Consider the following 18,980-nt stretch of genomic DNA (forward strand, 5'->3'; position numbering starts at 1 on the left):
CTTATTCCCCATAGACTTCGTTGATCCGCTTCTCATCCACGCCGAAGAACCAGGTCAGAACAAAACCGCCGGCGTAAGCCGCAGCCATGGCGATAATATATGGAATCTGCTGTCCCGGTTTTACGATCAGCAGGCCAAAGAGCCCCGAGACACCCTGGGATACGGTTCCCAAATGAAACAGTGCGGAGAGAACACCGCCGACGCCGGCGCCTAGACAGGCAGTGATAAAGGACTTTCCAAGCGGAAGTGTGACCGCATACATGAGAGGCTCACCCACACCCAGGATACCTACCGGGATCGAATCGCGGATATAGCCTTTCAGCTTTTTGTTCTTTGTTTTGAAATATAGGGCCAGACCTGCGCCTACCTGTCCGCCGCCTGCCATCATCAGCATGGGAAGAAGGTAGTTGATGCCCTGCGTCGCGCCGGCCGGATCGTTTAACATGGCATGAATCGGCGTCAGCGCCTGATGAAGACCGACTGCCACCAGCGGAAGGAAGCCTGCCGAGAGGATATATCCGCCCACAACGCCGAGTTTTTCATATACAAACGTCAAAACAGTATAAATACCGGATGTCAGAGCTGCTCCCAGAGGCTGTATGATCAGAAGAATCACAAGGCCGCCGATGATTAATACGAGCAGGGGACTGATAAACGTATCGATCAGATCCGGCATAATCTTACGGATATGCTTCTCTAAGAATGCGAAAAACACACCTGCAATCAGAGCAGCAAGCATACCGCCGGCTGCCGGGTTGAACACATTACCGGTGATCGGCAGAAGGATCTGCGCGTCGTTATATTTAGCTAAAAGCGGCATCGCCGTATTGGCAATACACATAGCGCCCGCAATTCCTCCCAGGGATGCGGAACCGCCGAATTCTCTCGCAGCGTTGTAGCCGACCAGGATTGGCAGGTAGGCAAACATGGCCCAGCCCATGGTGCGGATGCATTCATACCACCAGATTCCGCTCAGCGCTCCTCCTGTGGAGACGTTGACCACATTGCTGATTCCGTTGATTAAACCGGCTGCGATGATGCCCGGAAGAAGCGCCACGAAAATATTGGCAATCTTCTTCAAAAAATTCTGAAGCGGTTTATCGTATTTGGCCTTCTGTGCGGCTTTATTTTCCTTAGCCAGATCCTCCACGGTTCCGCCGGCGGAAGGCGGGGCATCCGAAACTGCGCCCTTTGCCAGCCCTGTCAGCCGGGAAAACTCCTCCAGAGCCTTATTCACTTTTCCCGGCCCCAGGATAATCTGAAGTGTTTCCGATTCCACGACGCCGAGCACGCCGTCCACTTTTTTAATTGCTTCGATATCTACAATGCTTAAGTCTCTGACGCTGATGCGCAGACGGGTCATGCACGCGGCATTGCCCAGAATATTCTCTTTTCCGCCCAGCAGCGAGAGCAGCTTTTCACTCAATTCCCTGTAGTTCATATGGTCCCTCCTGTTTCAAAGATCAGACCTTCTGCCTGATCGTCTATGATGTGTCTGTTATAAAGCATTCCTTACATGGCCGCGGGCTGCATCCAGATGCTTTCTCGCTTCCTCCGCGCCGCAGCTCAGCAGGATCATGACAATGGCCGTTTTCACATGGCCGTCAGTCTCAAAAAGAGCGGTTTTTGCCTCTTCTCTCGTACAGCCGGTGGCCGTCATGGTGATATTCTGGGCCCTTACAACCAGCTTCTCATTGGTCTGCAAAACGTCAACCATGAGATTCTGATATACCTTTCCGAATCCCACCATACTGCCGGTTGATATCATATTCAGAATCATTTTCTGGGCCGTACCTGCCTTCAGCCTTGTGGAACCGGTCAGTACCTCCGGGCCGGTAACGGGCTCAACTGCAAGCTGCGCGGCTTTTCCCACCTCCGACTGCCGGTTGCATGCGATTCCGACCGTCTTGCATCCCACGGAATTCGCGTATGCGAGACCGTGGATCACATAGGGGGTTCTTCCGCTTGCAGCGAGACCGATTACGATGTCATTTTCGTTGAGAGATAAATCCTTTAGCTCCTGTACGCCCAGGGTCTGGCTGTCCTCTGCGCCTTCCACCGCCTTTACGAACGCCCCTTCACCGCCGGCAATCAGACCAATCACCAGATCAGGAGACACTCCAAAGGTAGGCGGACACTCAACTGCATCCAGAACGCCCAGTCTGCCGCTGGTTCCAGCGCCCATATAGATGATTCTTCCGCCGCGGTTTAAGCTTTCCGTCGCCCATTCGATCGCTGTAGCGATCTCCGGGATCACCTCCCTGACGGCTTTAACGACATTTCCGTCTTCCTCGTTCATCACGGCCGCCAGTTCTGCCGGAGTCATCTGATCTAAATTCATGGTTTTATCATTTCTTGTCTCTGTTGTCAGCTTTGTCAAATCAAGCATTCTAATATTCCTCCAATGGTTTTTGAATGTGTGTTTTTGGGAAACTCCTCATGCAGCTCTCATAGTGTTTATTTACATAGGCAACATAGAGGATATCTACCATGTTTAATTGTGAAATTCTGGACGACATGGCTCCGCTGCGCAGAATCAGCTCCGTGGCAGCTACGGCCAGCACGCAGTCCGCCTCGGCTGCCAGCTTGGAGTCAGCGGCCCTTGTAAGCACAATAATTCTGGCGCCGTTGGCTTTTGCGGCCCTGGCACAGGTAATCATCTCCTCCGTCAGACCGGAATAGCTGATCACAATGCCAAGATCGCCTTTTCTCATGGTTCTCGCTGCCAGCAGCTGAGCGTGCCAGTCATCGCAGATATTACACAGTTTCTCCACACGGATCAATTTTAAGTACAGGTCTCGTGCAACGAGTAAGGAGGAGCCGAGTCCAAACAGCTGGATAATCCTGCTTTCTTCGATCATTTTGACGCAGGTGTCGATGATCTCCGGTTCTACCAGCTTTCTTGACGTCTCAAGAGACTCGATGTTTTTTCGTGTAACCTTTTGAATAATATCCTCTGTCGACGGCGTGGGAATGATCTCCTGAACGGATATCTCCCTGCTGTCCTTGAACAGAGCGTTTTCGTATACGAGCGCGTGCTGAAAATCGCGGTATCCCGCACAGCCCAGTTTTCTGCAGAGTCTGATAATGGTCGCCGGCGACGCATAGGCCAAATCTGCAAACTCGTGTATACTCTTTCCAATCACCAGATCCGGATGGTTCAGGATGATTGTTACCGCATTCTTTTCCGCTGCGCTTGCCTTGACCTGGTAGTCTTTCAGGCGCAGCAGCAATCCTTTCGCTGCCATAGTTCCTACCTCTCCTTCATCATAGCATGTGAAATAATTGTGTCAATTATTCGGCATTATTATGAAATTTTATTGCATATTATGACTGATTTTGTGTGGGATTTCAATAGAAAGTTTCGGATTTACAAGAAATGCAAAAGAAAGAGGATCACAGAAACACGTTTTTGTGATACAAAAAAACCGGACTCCCGCATAACTGCAGGCATCCGGCCGCCAAATAAAAAGAGCGCGAGACGGGGATCGAACCCGCGACCCCAACCTTGGCAAGGTTGTACTCCACCACTGAGCCACTCGCGCATAAACTAAAAACAAAATATGAACTTTTCGTAAAGGCATTATAGCACATATCTTTTGAAAATGCAACAGAAATTTTCTAAAGCGGGTGATGGGAATCGAACCCACGTATCTAGCTTGGAAGGCTAGTGTTCTACCATTGAACTACACCCGCAAAGGAAATTCCAAAAGCATTTCAAATGTACTCTCGCGAGTACAATGCCCAAAGTCGGAATCGAACCAACGACACGAGGATTTTCAGTCCTCTGCTCTACCAACTGAGCTATCTGGGCAGACATGCGATGTCCCTGTGCGTATCCGGAATCAGTTTCGATTAACTGCTCCTCTCACTCACAACACGAATAAGTTTACAAGATTTCCCTTCATTTGTCAAGAAAAATTTAATCTGATTACTCATATTTTTTATAAAACCGCACATCACACCGGCCCGTCCAGCACCTCTTCAAACTGTTCCACCGGCATCGGTCTGTAGAATGCAAAGCCCTGAATCAGATCGCAGCCTGCGGATTTTAAGAATTCCACCTGCTCCTCACGTTCCACTCCCTCGGCAACCGTACTGATATTGAGTTCCTTCACCATATCAATAATGTATTTTAAAATTGTATGTCCCCGGTTCACATCTACGCTCACACGGAAAAACACACCGTCCAGCTTCATCACGTCGATAGGAAGGTCTTTTAAAAGCCCCAGAGAAGAATAACCGGTGCCAAAGTCATCGAGAGAACACAGAAATCCGTTGTCATGCAGTTCTCTCACCACCTGCATCAGGTACTCCTCGTGTTCAAATGCCGCCGATTCTGTCAGTTCAATCTCCAGCATCCCGTCAGGAATGCCGTACTGCTTCTTAATCCCTGCGTAGACTGGAATAAAATCCGGGTTATAAAACTGAATTTTTGACACATTTACAGAGATTGGCACCACAGTCTTCCCATTTGCCATCCTGTCATGGAGCCATATACACACTTTTTCGAAGACGTAACGGTCCACTTTTCCAATAAAATGATTCTTCTCCAGCACCGGAATAAAGAGCCCAGGGGAGAGCAGTCCGTTCCCCGGAACCGCCCATCTCACCAGTGCCTCCGCACCTTTCACTGCGCCGTCCTCCACGCCTACCTTGGGCTGCAGGTAGACAACGAACTCCTCATTATCGAGCCCTTCCTGCATACGGTCCTTGACCGCCATCTCTGCGATCAGCTTCTGCCGGATCTCTTCCCCATAGAATGCATAGTGTTTTCCCGGTTTATTCTTCACTTCCTTCTGGGCAAAATTAGCCCGGTTGACCATCTTTACCGCCTCCGGCTCTTCCACCAGGTCTTCTGCACAGCAGATTCCGCATGCAATGGTCAGCATATGACGGTTCAGCATGACAATATCGGAGTTTAAGAACTCCTCATCCATCATTTTCTGGGTCTCGAGCAGTTCCTCCTGCGTCTCGTAACGGCGCAGAAGTACGAACCGGTCCGCCACATCGCGGGCCAGCAGTTCCTCTTCTTTCAGGCGGCTCATGACCAGCTGTGCATATCCCTTCAGCAGATCGTCCCCATACGAATATCCGAACACGTCATTTACATACTTAAAATTTTCGAAATCAATATATAAAACCGCAAACTTCGCATCCGGTTCCCGCTCCATTATGCGGTTTACCTCCGAATAAAACTTATCCGCACGGTAGGCCCCGGTCAGTTCATCTCTGGACGTTAACTCCTCCAGCTTTTCATTTGTAACCTTTAACTGAAAAAATTTCCTTATGTAAAAATAGACAGTGAATGCAAACGCAGCGGCACTGACCAGAGCTGTTGCAAAAATCATACGCGCTGTCTTTTCCGCCATTTCACCGGAATACTGCTCAATGGTAAAAACCGTGTCATTGGCTATCTCAAACAGCTTCTCGCTGGAATCAATCAGCGCATCTGCACGCGCTCCCTGCCTCACTTCGCCAATCTCTTTCTTAACGTGATCCCACTGGTCCTTCAGCAGGTCCAAATCTAACTGATACTGTCTGCAGTCGGCAAGAACCAGACCGTATACCCCCTGTCCGGTCATCAGTTCATTCAGAATGCCTTCTACATACGCAGTCAGTTCATCATCCGGCCGGCCGTTCGTCTCCAGCTTCACCACCCGTTGGGAAGCGCCCCTCACGATCCCCACATAATTGATCAGTTTCCCATAATCCCGAATATCTGAAATCCGTTTGATCGAAACCCCGCTGATCGCCACAAGCATTCCTAAAAGCAGAAGAAGCAGCGTTCTAAAATATTTTTTCATTTGTATCGTATCCCCCTGATAAGACTTATTCTCCGCTCCGAATCCGAGCCGTCCTGCGCACCGTTATCCGGTCCCCTTCTTCCACAGTTCCGCAGAGAAGCGGCGAATCTGCATCGTATACTGCCCTCCGTCTCTTTACTGCTTCCTCACTGTCATTGGCATAGCAGTATTTACAGCCGCACAGGCAGGTGTCGTATGCCCCCGTTTCCACGCTCTCCACACATCCGCACACCGGCCTCTGGTTCTTATCCTTCTTCACATGGATTGGAACCCCCAGAATCTGTTCGGCCATGGCCGGGTCGATACAGCTTCCGTGCCGGATTCCCACATCACTCAAATCAACGGCCTCCGCGCAGCTCTCCACCCTCATGCCAAACCGCTCCGCCGTCTTAACGAATGTCTCCCCCATCCGTTTCATAGTCTCCGCGTCCGGCGTCTCCAGAGGAATCCCTCTCATATTTCGTTTCGTCTTCCCGTAACAGTCCAGAAAGCTTATGACCACCTTGTCCGTACAGCCGAAGATCCCTTCTGCTATCGCCTCAAATGCACGGAAATGGTACTCTGCAGGATATCTTTCATTTAACAATACCGGATCGTACCTCCATACCATCCGGTTCCTGCCAGCCGTTTCTGCTGTTTCTCGAAATATGCGGATCAGTTCCCGTTTGTCCGGAAGCCCCGGTTCCATGCCGCGTCCATATCCCGTCAGTGTAAACTGTATGTAATACGGGATTTCTCCCAGTTCATCAATCCGTTTCATCATGGGCTCCGGATTCTTCGTCCAGAACACCACCAGATCCACCAGATCAGGAGACAGCTCAATCCTGCTGACCTGGTGGCTGTTCATCGGATTCTTCACGTAGAGAAATCCCTCTTTCATTCGATTAAAAAACCAGTCGGAATAGTACTGTGGAATATCCGTTCTTCTGCTCACGCTCAGTATCATGGCCGGTCTCCGTTCCGTTTATGCTAAAGCCATTATACCCTATTAAAGAGCGTCCTTCAACCGTTCCACATTATTCTCCTCAAATTTGAGAAGACGCTTCATCAGAGCCGTCACCTCTTTCTCCGCCTCTTTCTCATACTGGTTAATCCGTTTGACCGCATCAATAATTCCCATATTACTTCCCTGAATCAGCATTTCCGCAATGTGAGAGGAAGACTTATCCATCAGGGTCTTCATGTCTATCATGAGATAGGTCATAATTTTTTCCAGGGCTCCAATTCCCTTTTCATCGTAGCCATGGCGGTTTAAAAGTTCTTTCGCTTCCTCGTGAATCTGCTTGTACTCCTTAAGCTGTGCCTCGATCCGCTTCTTAAACGCCTCGTTATCAATCATAGGAAGCAGCTGGTTTAAGGTCTCAACTCCCATCTGGGAGTTCTGATAGACAAAGTTAAGCATTTCCGCATCTGCGCTCATCTCCAACACCTCTTTTCATTCATTATTAATTTCCCTGATAGTATGGGGTAAAATGCAGCAATTCATTCTCCCGGCGGCAGTGAAACCGCAAAGCTTTTCAGATTCATGCATAAAACGGCGGCAGTACAGGAAAAATAATGGAGTATCCGTAACTGACTACTTTATGAATTTATCATGATGACTGGAGGATTCTATGAATAAACAGCCTGTATTTTTAACGGACAGAGACCATCTCGTTGTACTCGAGGCCATCACAGGAATGCCAAACGCGGCAGTCCCGGACAGCTTAAAACCATTTGAAATCCTGGATCCCAACACCTCGGAAGGCGCTTCCGAAAAGCATCTCCCCATCATTGAAACTGACGGGAATCGTGTAACGGTAAAGGTCGGAAGCATCTTTCATCCCATGAGCGAGGAGCATAACATCGGCTGGATCTGTCTGGAGACAGAGGCCGGCGTCACCATGCGCGTTCCCTTAGACTCTGCCTGTGATCCGGTTGCCTATTTTACGCTGGAGGACGGTGACGCTCCGAAAGCCGCCTACGCCTGGTGCAACCTCCACGGCTTCTGGAAAACTGAAGCATAAAAAGACCGGACCGTGGAATGCAGCAGATCAGGGGTTCAAAAAACACGGCAATGCAAAAAAGAGGAATGCTCCGAACATCTGCTTTCGGGGCGTTCCTCTGCTTTGCTTCTGTCATATCCTATAGTATTTCCCTGTCTCTATATCTTCTGCCGGAGCCTTCTGACATCTCCATCCTTTGACATCTTTTTAACCTCCAGCACAGTTCCATCCAGTCCGGTTATCACTTTGATTCCCGGCCCGGCTTCAAATACTTTTTTCCCGTTTATAAAGCCTTCCGCTCCATTTCCGCTCTGCACCAGTTTAAAGGAGCGATCCCCCCAGATCTGTTCATAAACGCTCTCATAGCCGCCCACAGTCCCCCAGAAGACCGTGTCCTGTTCCAGATGTACGCCGTACATCCGGGCCGCGTATTCCAGCACCGATAAAAGAGCCGGTCCATAACAATCCTGTTCCCCTTCCAGGCAGACAAGCGACGGCGCTGCCGTAAACGGGTCATACTGCTGGACAAAGATACAGTCCTCGCCAATGGCCTGAAACAGCTTTTCTCCCAGTTCCGGAATCAGACTGTCATATCCGTAGTTTTCCAGCGCCCGGATGGCCCGCTGATATGTCAGCGCCTCCGCCTGGCCGCTCCAGTCATTGGTCGTCACGTTTCGGAACAGCGGGTCGTTTACCGCAACCGAGGGAAGCGGCATATGCGTCCAGAATTCCTCCGGATTCAGCAGATGGTCGTTCACGAAGCGATCGGCCATCGGCTGGGTAAAGCTGTTCCAGTACATGGCCCGCAGATTATTATGGGTCATGGTGCGCAGAACCCGGTGATTCTTATCCCGGTCAAAGCAGGCGCCTGCCGTTTCGTCCCACAGATAGGTCCGGATCTTCCCCTGTACCTGTGCCGCCTTCTCCTTCCAGAATTCCATCTTCTCCATGTCGTTCCGGATTCTGCTGATCTTCGCCAGCGTCTCTCTCGACGCATAGGAAAAACTCATAATATCCATGGAAGCCATGGGCACCACGCTGCATCCTTCCGGAGGGGTCTCCTTACTCCAGTCGTCGGGTGCATCCCCGTACCGGAGGGCATGGTCTTCCCCGGTGTCGTATTTGCACCAGGTCTCCAGGCAGCCGTCCCCGTCAGAATCCCGCACGCGCCATAAGTAGCTGTCAAAACGCTCCAGCGTGGTGTAAAGCAGATCGAGATATCCAGGATCCTTTCCCATCAAATAATATACATTTAAAGCTGCGGAAGGAAAACAAAAGCCCTGAAATTTATTGAACTGGGGAATGATTTTCCCGTCTTCACACGCTACGCTTCCGGGAATTCTGCCGTCCGCCCTCTGATTTTCCATAAAAAGCAGCTGATTGTTGATTCCCGCTTCCAAATTCCGTTTGGCGTACATCTCTCCGCCCATGGGCTGCGTCTCCAGCCATATTTTTTCGTAGCCGCCGCCTTCAATCAGCACCAGTCTGCCGCCAAACTGTTTCAGATTCTCTCTGGACTTTCTTTCAGCCGTATCCACCAGCTTCTGCAGCAGGCCGCAGGAGGTCTGAAATGATACACTCGTTTGATTTTTCACACGTTTTTCCTCTCTGTGTCATTATATTGCAGTGTCGTAATACCGCTGTTTCACAGTACCGCAGATATCAGCCCTTGATGCCGCTCGTGCTGATTCCCTCTACCAGATACCGGTTGAAAAACAGGAAAATCAGGAATACCGGAATCAGTGACAGCGTGGACATGGCAAACATGGCGCCATAGTCCGTAGTGGAGGTGGAATCCGCAAAATTCTTGATGGCCACGGAAGCCGTGTACATTCTGGGCTTGCTTAAGTAGATCATCGGCGACATGAAATCGTCCCATTTCCAGTAGAACTGAATGATGATCGTGGTTACAATGGAGGGCTTTAAAAGCGGCAGAAATATCTTTGTAAAAATCGTATATTTGCTGCATCCGTCGATGATGGCCGCCTCGTCTAAATCTTTCGGAATGCCGGCTCCGAACTGCATCATCTGGTAGATGAAGAACGCCTGACCGAAGAAATGCGGCAGGATTAAAGGGAGGTACGTTCCTACGAAGCCAAGTTTATTGTAGATGATGTACTGCGGCACCAGAATAATCTGTGTCGGGATCATCATCGTGCAGATCATGGCAGTGAACCAGATATTTCTCCCTTTGTATTTCACCCTCGAAAATGCGTAAGCCACACAGGCTGACGACAGTACCGTGGCAAGTGTCGATACCGCGGCTACGAAAAACGAGTTGGAGAAGAAGGTGGCAAAACTGATTCCGCCGAATCCCTTCCAGCCGTTGGCGAAATTTTCTACTCTCCAGGCCGGAGGAATCAAATTCATTCCTCCGTTTAAGATTTCCGTGTTATTTTTGAGTGAGCCGCTGATCATCCAGAGCACCGGATATATCATAAGGAGTCCGAACAGGCACACAAACAAATGGTAAAGGACTGCTTCGATTTTGTGTTTTTTCGTCATAATCTTTCCCCTCCTTATTGATCTGCCTCAGAAAATACCCAGAACTTCGAGGATTTAAAGAGAATAAATGTGATTAAGCTGATTAAAACCAGCATGAGCCAGCTCATTGCACTGGCATACCCCATATTGGACCATTTGAACGCGTGGTTGTAGACATAGAGCGCGTAGAAGTTGGTTGCATCGTTAGGTCCGCCCTGGGTGATGACAAATGCCTGGGTAAAGGCCATGAACGCCGTGATCGTCTGCATAACCAGGTTATAGAGAATGATAGGGGAAAGGCAGGGAAGCGTGATGCGCAGGAAACGCTGCCATTTATTTGCTCCGTCAATCTCAGCCGCCTCGTAATAGCTGCCCGGGATTTCTTTCAGGCCTGCTGCGAAGATGATCATCGAGGAGCCGAACTGCCAGGCCGACATTAGGACCAGGATTCCCATGGACAGCTTCGGATCGCCAAGCCAGGACAGCTTTTGCAGTCCCAGGGAAGCCAGGATGGTGTTGGCAAGACCTTTTCTGGAAAAGATCGTCTTCCATACCAGGGCTACCGCGATACTTCCTCCGATTAAGGACGGTACGTAATACAGGGAACGGTAAAATGTGACTCCCCGTCTTCCCTGTGTCAGCAAATAAGCCACAAACAGAGCGAAAATCAGCTTCGTCGGCACTGATGTAACGACGTATATCAACGTTACTTTTACGGAATTGATGAATCGCTCATCTTTTAACAGATCCAGATAGTTTTGTATTCCGATAAATGCCGGCGTCTGGCCCAGTTTGTAGTCGGTTACCGAATAGTACATGGAAACCGCTATCGGTATCAGGGTGAATGCCAGAAAACCGATAATAAACGGGAGCGAGAATATATAGCCCACCGTGTTGTCGTTGTACCAGAACTTTTTTATGCTGGCTTTCCTTTCTTCCATTGGTCATTTCCTCCATTTTTTTGCACAGAAAAGGCAGGTGAGGTGAATATAGGGGCTGATCCCACCTGCCTTTTGCTGGTTTGCGGTGCCTCGGTTTTGTGAGGTATCCCGGTAGTCCGCCATGTGATTTGATTCTGTGGAGCCTCCCGGTAGTCCGCCATGCACCTCGATTCCGCTTCGCTTCATACCCGGTAAAGCGGGGCACGCTGTCTCGGTCACGGGCTTCGCCCTATGAAAAAGGACAAACCCAGATCTGCTTATGTGCGAGCACAACGCAGATCTGCATTTGCCCTTTTTCGCATGGCTCATTGCTGGCGTGTAAATTTACTCTCCGCGAATTCGACTAATTGCCTGGCCGCGTCTTCTGGGGTTACATCTCCGTACTGTACTTTCTCAAGCAGCAGCTTGTACTGATCTTCTATCTCCGTCTTTGGGTCCGGGCTGATGACGTTGCAGTCTTCTTTGGGGAAGTTTCCGATTTTGTCTACGAAATCGTAGATCATCTTGCTGCTGTCGTCTGCCTGCTCCATGACTACGTCTCTTACTTTCGACATGATCGGTACACCGCGCTCGCCGTTTAATACTTTGTTGGCTTCGATGTCATTGACAAAGTAATTGATGAACTTAGCCGCCTCTTCTTTGTTTTTGGAACTCTTAGCCATGCATAACTGCTGGGAGGACTGAACTCCCATTCCGTAGGAACCGTCCTTTGTGATACGCGGTACCGGCGCGATCTTTATTTCTCTGCCCGCTGCATTGACGATGGAGGCAATCTGGTTGGAGGATACCCAGGTCATGGCGGCGTCTTCTGTCACCAGATAGTCGCCTTCAATGTCCTTGATCTCCTTGATTGCTCCTGCATCAGGATACGATCCTGCATCGGTTAAATCTTTGATCATCTGCATATACGATGCAAATGTGGCTGTATCAGTAAATTCCAGGCCATCGTTGGTCTTCTTAAAGAAGTTTCCATCCTTCTCAGCCTGAGAAGCTCTCTGTGTTACACCCGCAATGAAGTTATCCATCTTTGAGCTTCCGTAGATTCCCAGTTTCTCTGTAATCGCCAGACAGTCGGCCTTCCACTCATCCCATGTCCAGTTATCAGACGGCTCTGCCAGTCCTGCTTCTGCAAACATGGCCGGATCGTAAGCGATTCCGTAAGTGTTGGTTCCAATGGAGATTCCCACCTGGGTGCCGTCGTTGTCTCTCGTGGTCGCCAGGAAGTTCTCTGTGGTATCGCTTACATCAATGGTTCCTGCTTCAATATAGGAGTCCATTGGTTCAATGCTGTTTATATATTTCGGGAAGTTTCCGCCCATCTGGAAGATATCCCATACATCATCGGCTGCCACCAAAGTATCCAGCTTTGTAAAGTAGCTGTCAAAATCATAAAACTCCGCTTCAATATGTACATTCGGATTCTGTTCCTCATACATTTCAATTACTTTGTTCGTAGCGTCATGCCTCGTCTGTGATCCCCACCACGCCATGCGCAGTGTGATCTGCTCACCGGACGCTGCCGATTCTTTTCCGCTGTCCGCCTCCTGTGTATTTGTCTCGGTTTTCTGTCCTCCGCACGCGGTCAGTGATGCTGCCATAACCACCGCTGTTGTCAATGCCATAAGTCTTCTTAATTTCATAATTGATCCCCTTTTACACCTTTCGCTGTCTTTGTTCTCACTTGTTACCTGCTTAAGCTTTTTTCGGATCCGATACGTTTCTGTAAACATATCTTACTATTTCAGACTTATTTTTTCAACCGATTTGGGCACTTTCACCAATCCATCAAAAAATCTCCGGTTTTTGCACTATATTGACTGGTTTTCCTCGTCCTCATTCTTTTTCCGCTTGGATTTACGGTACTGCAGCGGAGACATTCCCACATATTTCTTAAAAACGCGGTCAAAATAGGATAATCTTTCATAGCCCAGTTTTTGAGAAATTTCCTCCATGGACAACGACTCATCCAACAGCATGTCCCTGGCATGACCGATTCTCTGGCAGTTGATAAATTCATTTACGGTAAAATTAGTCACCTCTTTGAAGATCCGGCTCAAATAGCTTTTGTCCATATAGAAGATTCCGGCCAGGTCCTCCAGCCCGTAGACCTCCGAGTAATGCTCCATGATATACTGAATTATCTCCCTTGCCTTCGCGTAACGGAGCATCTTTCCGTTGGGCATGTGATACTCCGCACACCTTGTGCCCGCTCCGTACAGCATGGAAATGATAATGGAAATCAAAAGATTTTTTACCTCCGCGGACGCGAAGGCCCTCTTCTGCCCCATTACCTCTTCCATCTTCTTAAGCTTTTTCTCCACCGCCGCCAGATGCTTTCCTTCCAGCCGGTAAACGCCATGATAATTTGCAAAAAAACCGATCAGGTCCAGCTCCATGGCCTTTCCCATGCTGACCAGCCATTTCTCATCCACCTCAATTAAGATTCTCTCGTGGTATTTCCCCCCAATCACATTCGTGAAGGGAATCTGCCGTTTGTCAATAAAAGTAAGCGTCCCCCTGTCCATCCGGTAGCTTTTGCTTCCCTGATAGAAAAACCGCTCTCCATCCAGAATATAGTAAATCTGGTACTCATTCTTATAAAATCCGATAGTCTCTGTTAAATCACAGTCTCTGGCGACGTGGCTGATTCCGATCCCGTCGCATTTCCCCGTGAAGAATACTTCTTTCATGATGTTTCCGCTACGCGCAGCGTGTCCTCCTCCTCGATCAGACGGTAAAATACTGGATGCTCCTTCAAATGTTCATTCGGCGTATGCAGGGTCAAATACAGTTCCCCGGAATTACTCTCAAATATCATGCCGTGGCCGCCGTCCTTTTCAAACAGCAGACGGTCATCCTGTGTCCATGTACCTGTAATGTCCCCATTATCCGAATAGGCCAGCGCCTCCGTATACCCCTCTTTTCCGAAGCTGGACCAGAGCATGATGAGACGGCCGCTTTCTGTCCTGTACAGATACGGCCCATCCGTCACATAATGAAGGCCCGGCCGCTTTTTATTGGTGATCGGCTTTACCCAGCCTGCGGCCTCCGAAGCATGAAATAATGTCACCGGGTCAGATACTGCCTCCCTCAAATCCCGGCTCAGCTCCACCGCGCAGATACTGCCATCCGAAATCTGAACCCACTCATGGACAAACACCATATATGGTTTTCCGTCAGGTGACACATAGAATGTCCCGTCAATACACTCCCAGTCCTTCGGCGTGATCTGACGGTCACTGTGCATTACGAACGGCCCCAGCGGACTCTCCGACTTTAAGATCGCAGTTCCCCCATGTACACTGCTGTCCTTAAATGTTGCAAACATGTAGTAAGCCCCCTGGTATTTATGTACTTCCGGAGCCCAGCAGTTCATATCCGCCCAGAAGTCCTCCGGTTTACGGAACACTTCGTACGGTCCGTCCCAGTTTTCCATATCTTCACTGACATAACAGTCAAAGCCGGTTGCCACCATCCAGCAGGTAGCGGCCCTCGTCCCGTACATATAGTATGTTCCGTTCTCTGCGAGTACAAATGGATCCCTGATGTTAATTTCTGTGTTTTTCATGATGTTCTTCTCCTTCCGGCTAAGCCGTTTTCCATATTTTTTTCATCATATCATAAAAGTCCGGGAAAAAACATACCTTCGGCTCTCCTCCTCTTTTGGCATTTTGGGGTTTTCGTCATTTTCACTATTTTTCCCTTGTTTTCAACCCATTCTTTGTTAATATATAAACATTCATTGACGATCTGATATCCATATGCTAGACTATAAATTAATAATGCTAATGAGATTAAGAGTAAGGCATGCTTTCACGCGGATGCCTTGCTCTTTTTTATTTTTAATGAACGAAGCAGACTGACTGCATGGTTATCAAAGATCATAAAAAGGAGGGGGAAACGGGTTAGAAAAAACAGTCAGATCGCTAATAAAACTAAGGAGAAGAGAGATGAAACTATCAACAACAACATTGTTCTATGGACCGAGGCCGGACGGAAGTGTAGGGCCCATGTTGGAAAGTATCCGCAGAATCCACAAAGCGGGATTTCGGGATTTAGACCTCAACTTTGCATGGACCAGGAGCCATAAAACAGAACTGTACTACGACAACTGGAGAGAATGGATAAAGGAATGCAGGGCGTTAATTGAAGAACTCGGAATGACAGTCAGCCAGTCTCACGCCCCGTTCTATAATGTGATCAATCCGGACTATCCATATCGGGAGGAAGAGGAAGAGATGGTTCGCCGTTCTATCATCGCTTCGTCGGAACTGGGAGCAGGCATTGTCGTTATTCATGGGGGTTCGCGTCCTTACCGCCCGGATTACCGCAAAAACAAGCAGGAAAATATCGAATATTTCAAACCCCATCTGGAGTTTGCCGCAAAATATGGCGTGAAACTGGCCATAGAAAATCTATTCGATTTAAACGACAGCGAAAAACGGGTTCGTGTTCCCCGTTATCTGGCCGATCCGGAAGACTTGATCGACCTGGTTGACACACTGCATCAGTCTTATGACAACGTGGGGATTGTCTGGGATTTTGGACATGCAAATTTGATGCACTGGAACCAGCCGGAGTGTCTTGAAATGATGGGAGACCGTCTGATTGCCACACATGTTCAGGATAACTACGGAGTCATCGACGATCATTTACTTCCATTTCTTGGCACCGTAGAGTGGGAACCCATCATGAAAACCCTGAAAAAAATCAACTATCAGGGTGTGTTCGCTTACGAAACTCACAAAATGACAGACAGGCTGCCTGATCCAATGATTGATGCAATGATGCGTTATGCGTATGAACTGGGGGAATATCTGCTTACACTGGCAGACTAACGAAAAGGAGAAGATATGGTTAGAAAGTATTTGGTGGGGATCGCATTACTTACAGTTATCGCAATAAGCGGCTGTTCCGCAGCCAACAAAGAAACAACGGCAGAGGCAAACACTTCGAAAGCTCCGGCGGCAGAAACCGCTGCGGATACAGAAGCTGCCTCCGATGTATTGGAGATAGAATTCTGGCATGCCTTAGAAAGCCAGTACCAGGAAACACTGAACCGCGTTGTTGGTGAATTCAATGATTCTCATGACAACATCGTGATTAAGCCAATGTATATCGGGAATTATACTGCATTAAACGAAGCCATCGTTTCCGCAAATGCGGCAAATACCAACCTGCCGGGCGTTGCCATGGCCAATATCCCTTACGTTACCGCTTATGGCGCAGGCGGTTTATGCGAAGACCTGGGCCCTTATATTCAGCGCGACGGATTTGAGATAGACGATTTTGGAGAAGGTTTGATTCAGGCTGCAAAATACGAGGATGTACAGGTAGCACTTCCATTTCTGGTATCTACCGAGGTAGTATACTATAACAGGGATTTATTAAACGAATTAGGGCTTCAGATTCCGAAAACCTGGGATGAAATACCCTCGTTTTTAGAGAAGGCCTCCGATATCAGCGCAGACGGCAAAACCAACCGCTACGGCATGGTATTTCCCGGCTGGATTACATGGTATTATGAGCCGTTCTTTATCAATAACGGTGTTCAGTTGGTTACTGCCGAAGGCAAAACTGACCTTGCTTCTGAACATTCAGTCAAACTGGTTTCCGATTTGAAAGACTGGACCAAAAAGGGCTACTCCTACCTTGCAACCGGGGAAGACGCCGCTTCTGTGATGCGCCAGAACTTCATTGACGGAAAGGCGCTGTCCGTCATCTATACGAGTTCTTTATATGACACCATTGTCGACAGCTGCAGCTTTGACGTCGGAATGGATTGGCTGCCCGGAGGAAAAACAAAGGAACAGGTATTAGGCGGCAACGTCCTTTTTCTCCCGGCTAAAAACGATCAGAAGGTGAAGGATGCCTCCTGGGAATTTCTCTCCTACTTAATGAGCAAGGACGTCAACATGATATGGGCTTCTGAATCCGGTTATCTGCCTACCAGGAAATCTGTACAGGAAACCGATGAAGGAAAGGCATTTCTGGCACAAAAACCGGAATTTCAGATTATTTTTGATAACCTCGATATCATCACTCCCGGAATCCAGCGTACCGACTGGAGTCAGGTATCCACCACATGGAGAAACTGGATGGACGAAATCATTCAGGAAGATCTTGACGTTGAAACCGCGCTGAAAGAGATGGAAGTGGAAATCAACGAAATATTAAGCGGCTCATAAAGGAGAACGGCGTGAAGGAGCAAAGAGTATCACTGCTTGAAAAGACAGAGCTTTTTGTGTTGGACATGGATGGAACCTTTTATCTTGGTGAACACCTTTTGGAAGGCTCCCTGGACTTTCTGCAGACGCTTCAGGAAACAGGGCGGCGTTATCTGTTCTTCACCAATAACTCCTCGAAGTCCTCCGGCGCCTATATAAAAAAGCTCAGGTCTATGAACTGCTTCATCGATTCCAGTCAGATCATGACTTCGGGAGATGTGATGATTGAGTACCTGAAGCATTCTCATCCGGGAAAAACGGTCTATCTGCTTGGAACTCCCGTATTGCGCGAAAGCTTTGAGAAGGCCGGCATCCATCTGACAGAAGAACAGCCGGATCTTGTGGTGGTGGGCTTTGATACAACGCTTACCTATCACAAGCTGGAACGGGCATGCCATTACATCCGAAGCGGTGCGGAATTTCTGGCTACACATCTGGACATCAACTGTCCGACGGAAGACGGTTTTATCCCTGACTGCGGCTCCTTTTGCGCGGCGATCACACTGTCGACAGGCAAAAAGCCTAAGTATGTGGGCAAACCATACCCTGAAACCGTTGAAATGATTCTGGAAAAAACAGGTGTGTCCAGAGACCGGATCGCCTTTGTCGGAGACCGTCTGTATACAGATGTGGCGGCCGGCGTTAACAACGGGGCGGCCGGGCTGCTGGTGCTGACCGGGGAGACGAAGAGAGAGGATCTCAGGCATGCGAAAATAAGCCCGGACGGCGTCTATCTCTCTCTGAAGGAGATGGGGGAATTGTTAAGAAAATAAAATTTCATTCTTCCATACAAAAAAAGTTGCAAAAGTGACAATCACTTTTGCAGCTTTTTTACTGCCGGCGACCGGAATACAGACGAACATTTTATTAATTACTCTGACTATATTTGCAATAAAATTTCGTATGCCACGCAAATAACCCCTACATAATACTAATAAAATTTATTTGATCGTTTTTAGTAAATGATGTATTCTTTAATTATAAACACTCGAGGAGGTAGCTACATGAAAAAAACAGCTCCATTTGGATATGATTTTAGCAATGGGAAACTTATTGTCAATAATGAAGAGGCTGATATTGTAAAATATTGCTTTGAGGCAGAACAGAATTATATGACCGATCCGCCAGTTTGGGATAATGCCACTATAAATGACGGTTGCGTATGCTTAGACACCGAAATGCTTTGCAGCATAAATACCTTTGTCAAAGGTTATATAGCAAAAGAAATAAACACAGTTAGAATTATGGGAAAACCAGTATCTTCTTTATTTAGTGATGAAAAAGTACGTTCTTTAATTCGTCAGCAAATTACAGATCAAAATATTAGCGAATTTTGTAGTATCACAAAGGAAAATATATCACAAGGACTCTAATTCTCAGCACACAAGAATAAATGTTCGATTATAAAGTAGTGATTTAGCCAGCATAACTGGATTAATTGTCAAAGATATTACATTAAACCCTGGTTATGCCATCTATGGAACATGGGCCACCCGGATCATAAAAGATAAATCTTCAGGGATATGTGTTATCAAT

17 protein-coding genes and 3 tRNA genes are annotated in these 18,980 nt (G+C 48.2%); 5 read left to right on the forward strand and 15 right to left on the reverse strand.

Annotation, left to right across the window (positions count from 1 at the left end; all coding sequences use genetic code 11):
• Position 1: 1 nt before the first annotated feature.
• The 9 genes from NE473_RS23845 to NE473_RS23885 all read right to left on the reverse strand — a co-directional run bounded on the left by NE473_RS23845 (position 2) and on the right by NE473_RS23885 (position 7,227).
• Entirely contained in the window at positions 2-1,441 is a 1,440-nt protein-coding gene (locus NE473_RS23845; protein ID WP_055649425.1) for a PTS transporter subunit EIIC, read from the reverse strand.
• 57 nt (positions 1,442-1,498) lie between these two features.
• Positions 1,499-2,389 (reverse strand): N-acetylmuramic acid 6-phosphate etherase, encoded by an 891-nt coding sequence (murQ, locus tag NE473_RS23850; protein WP_055649426.1) that lies wholly within the window; start codon positions 2,387-2,389, stop codon positions 1,499-1,501.
• A gap of 1 nt (position 2,390) precedes the next feature.
• Complete coding sequence (locus NE473_RS23855; protein ID WP_022031948.1) at positions 2,391-3,248, reverse strand: MurR/RpiR family transcriptional regulator; 858 nt, start codon at positions 3,246-3,248, stop codon at positions 2,391-2,393.
• A gap of 225 nt (positions 3,249-3,473) precedes the next feature.
• Positions 3,474-3,545 (reverse strand) — tRNA-Gly (locus NE473_RS23860).
• Positions 3,546-3,625: 80 nt separating this feature from the next.
• A tRNA-Gly gene (locus tag NE473_RS23865) sits at positions 3,626-3,696 on the reverse strand.
• Positions 3,697-3,741: 45 nt separating this feature from the next.
• Positions 3,742-3,814 (reverse strand) — tRNA-Phe (locus NE473_RS23870).
• Positions 3,815-3,959: 145 nt separating this feature from the next.
• On the reverse strand, positions 3,960-5,807 hold the full coding sequence (locus tag NE473_RS23875) for a putative bifunctional diguanylate cyclase/phosphodiesterase (RefSeq protein ID WP_055651938.1): 1,848 nt from the start codon (positions 5,805-5,807) through the stop codon (positions 3,960-3,962).
• Between the two features lie 25 nt (positions 5,808-5,832).
• The gene (locus NE473_RS23880) at positions 5,833-6,753 is read right to left on the reverse strand and encodes a DUF1848 domain-containing protein (RefSeq protein ID WP_055651937.1); all 921 of its coding nucleotides are present in this window, start codon (positions 6,751-6,753) and stop codon (positions 5,833-5,835) included.
• 42 nt (positions 6,754-6,795) lie between these two features.
• Positions 6,796-7,227: a hypothetical protein gene (locus tag NE473_RS23885; protein ID WP_006771448.1), complete on the reverse strand. Its 432-nt coding sequence runs from the start codon at positions 7,225-7,227 to the stop codon at positions 6,796-6,798.
• Positions 7,228-7,420: 193 nt separating this feature from the next.
• Here NE473_RS23885 and NE473_RS23890 point away from each other — a divergent pair, with 193 nt between their 5' ends.
• Positions 7,421-7,813, forward strand: a complete 393-nt coding sequence (locus NE473_RS23890) for a desulfoferrodoxin family protein (protein ID WP_055651936.1) — start codon at positions 7,421-7,423, stop codon at positions 7,811-7,813.
• Between the two features lie 137 nt (positions 7,814-7,950).
• Here the strand turns inward: NE473_RS23890 and NE473_RS23895 are convergent, their stop codons facing one another.
• The 6 genes from NE473_RS23895 to NE473_RS23920 all read right to left on the reverse strand — a co-directional run bounded on the left by NE473_RS23895 (position 7,951) and on the right by NE473_RS23920 (position 14,785).
• The gene (locus tag NE473_RS23895; protein WP_022031946.1) at positions 7,951-9,387 is read right to left on the reverse strand and encodes an MGH1-like glycoside hydrolase domain-containing protein; all 1,437 of its coding nucleotides are present in this window, start codon (positions 9,385-9,387) and stop codon (positions 7,951-7,953) included.
• A 67-nt stretch (positions 9,388-9,454) separates the two neighbouring features.
• On the reverse strand, positions 9,455-10,297 hold the full coding sequence (locus NE473_RS23900) for a carbohydrate ABC transporter permease (protein WP_055651935.1): 843 nt from the start codon (positions 10,295-10,297) through the stop codon (positions 9,455-9,457).
• 14 nt (positions 10,298-10,311) lie between these two features.
• Complete coding sequence (locus NE473_RS23905) at positions 10,312-11,217, reverse strand: carbohydrate ABC transporter permease (RefSeq protein WP_006771443.1); 906 nt, start codon at positions 11,215-11,217, stop codon at positions 10,312-10,314.
• A gap of 305 nt (positions 11,218-11,522) precedes the next feature.
• A complete protein-coding gene (locus NE473_RS23910) occupies positions 11,523-12,857 on the reverse strand; it encodes an ABC transporter substrate-binding protein (RefSeq protein WP_055651934.1) in 1,335 nt (444 codons plus the stop codon).
• Between the two features lie 168 nt (positions 12,858-13,025).
• Positions 13,026-13,907 (reverse strand): helix-turn-helix domain-containing protein, encoded by an 882-nt coding sequence (locus NE473_RS23915; RefSeq protein ID WP_006771440.1) that lies wholly within the window; start codon positions 13,905-13,907, stop codon positions 13,026-13,028.
• On the reverse strand, positions 13,904-14,785 hold the full coding sequence (locus NE473_RS23920) for a glycoside hydrolase family 43 protein (RefSeq protein WP_055651933.1): 882 nt from the start codon (positions 14,783-14,785) through the stop codon (positions 13,904-13,906). Before NE473_RS23920 ends, NE473_RS23915 begins: the two co-directional genes overlap by 4 nt.
• Before the next feature lie 382 nt (positions 14,786-15,167).
• On the opposite strand from NE473_RS23920, the gene NE473_RS23925 reads away from it, so the two are divergent.
• The 4 genes from NE473_RS23925 to NE473_RS23940 all read left to right on the forward strand — a co-directional run bounded on the left by NE473_RS23925 (position 15,168) and on the right by NE473_RS23940 (position 18,817).
• Entirely contained in the window at positions 15,168-16,055 is an 888-nt protein-coding gene (locus tag NE473_RS23925; RefSeq protein ID WP_022032431.1) for a sugar phosphate isomerase/epimerase family protein, read from the forward strand.
• A 15-nt stretch (positions 16,056-16,070) separates the two neighbouring features.
• Positions 16,071-17,405 carry an ABC transporter substrate-binding protein gene (locus NE473_RS23930; RefSeq protein WP_055651932.1) on the forward strand — a complete coding sequence of 445 codons (1,335 nt, stop codon included), beginning with the start codon at positions 16,071-16,073 and terminating at the stop codon, positions 17,403-17,405.
• 11 nt (positions 17,406-17,416) lie between these two features.
• Positions 17,417-18,217, forward strand: a complete 801-nt coding sequence (locus NE473_RS23935) for an HAD-IIA family hydrolase (RefSeq protein ID WP_172682299.1) — start codon at positions 17,417-17,419, stop codon at positions 18,215-18,217.
• A gap of 231 nt (positions 18,218-18,448) precedes the next feature.
• Positions 18,449-18,817 carry a hypothetical protein gene (locus NE473_RS23940; protein ID WP_055651931.1) on the forward strand — a complete coding sequence of 123 codons (369 nt, stop codon included), beginning with the start codon at positions 18,449-18,451 and terminating at the stop codon, positions 18,815-18,817.
• Positions 18,818-18,980: the final 163 nt, after the last annotated feature.

Origin of the sequence: Hungatella sp. SL.1.14 (genome assembly GCF_024460495.1) — a bacterium.
In the GTDB taxonomy this organism is placed as follows: Bacteria; Bacillota; Clostridia; order Lachnospirales; family Lachnospiraceae; genus Hungatella; species Hungatella hathewayi.

What these genes read in the sequence shown, in the direction of transcription:
- NE473_RS23845 (WP_055649425.1), bottom strand. Translation starts at nt 1,441, where the DNA reads ATGAACTACAGGGAATTGAGTGAAAAGCTGCTCTCGCTGCTGGGCGGA.
- NE473_RS23900 (WP_055651935.1), bottom strand. Translation starts at nt 10,297, where the DNA reads ATGACGAAAAAACACAAAATCGAAGCAGTCCTTTACCATTTGTTTGTG.
- NE473_RS23905 (WP_006771443.1), bottom strand. Translation starts at nt 11,217, where the DNA reads ATGGAAGAAAGGAAAGCCAGCATAAAAAAGTTCTGGTACAACGACAAC.
- NE473_RS23880 (WP_055651937.1), bottom strand. Translation starts at nt 6,753, where the DNA reads ATGATACTGAGCGTGAGCAGAAGAACGGATATTCCACAGTACTATTCC.
- NE473_RS23875 (WP_055651938.1), bottom strand. Translation starts at nt 5,807, where the DNA reads ATGAAAAAATATTTTAGAACGCTGCTTCTTCTGCTTTTAGGAATGCTT.
- NE473_RS23920 (WP_055651933.1), bottom strand. Translation starts at nt 14,785, where the DNA reads ATGAAAAACACAGAAATTAACATCAGGGATCCATTTGTACTCGCAGAG.
- NE473_RS23930 (WP_055651932.1), top strand. Translation starts at nt 16,071, where the DNA reads ATGGTTAGAAAGTATTTGGTGGGGATCGCATTACTTACAGTTATCGCA.
- NE473_RS23925 (WP_022032431.1), top strand. Translation starts at nt 15,168, where the DNA reads ATGAAACTATCAACAACAACATTGTTCTATGGACCGAGGCCGGACGGA.
- NE473_RS23910 (WP_055651934.1), bottom strand. Translation starts at nt 12,857, where the DNA reads ATGAAATTAAGAAGACTTATGGCATTGACAACAGCGGTGGTTATGGCA.
- NE473_RS23890 (WP_055651936.1), top strand. Translation starts at nt 7,421, where the DNA reads ATGAATAAACAGCCTGTATTTTTAACGGACAGAGACCATCTCGTTGTA.
- NE473_RS23940 (WP_055651931.1), top strand. Translation starts at nt 18,449, where the DNA reads ATGAAAAAAACAGCTCCATTTGGATATGATTTTAGCAATGGGAAACTT.
- NE473_RS23915 (WP_006771440.1), bottom strand. Translation starts at nt 13,907, where the DNA reads ATGAAAGAAGTATTCTTCACGGGGAAATGCGACGGGATCGGAATCAGC.
- NE473_RS23855 (WP_022031948.1), bottom strand. Translation starts at nt 3,248, where the DNA reads ATGGCAGCGAAAGGATTGCTGCTGCGCCTGAAAGACTACCAGGTCAAG.
- murQ (WP_055649426.1), bottom strand. Translation starts at nt 2,389, where the DNA reads ATGCTTGATTTGACAAAGCTGACAACAGAGACAAGAAATGATAAAACC.
- NE473_RS23885 (WP_006771448.1), bottom strand. Translation starts at nt 7,227, where the DNA reads ATGAGCGCAGATGCGGAAATGCTTAACTTTGTCTATCAGAACTCCCAG.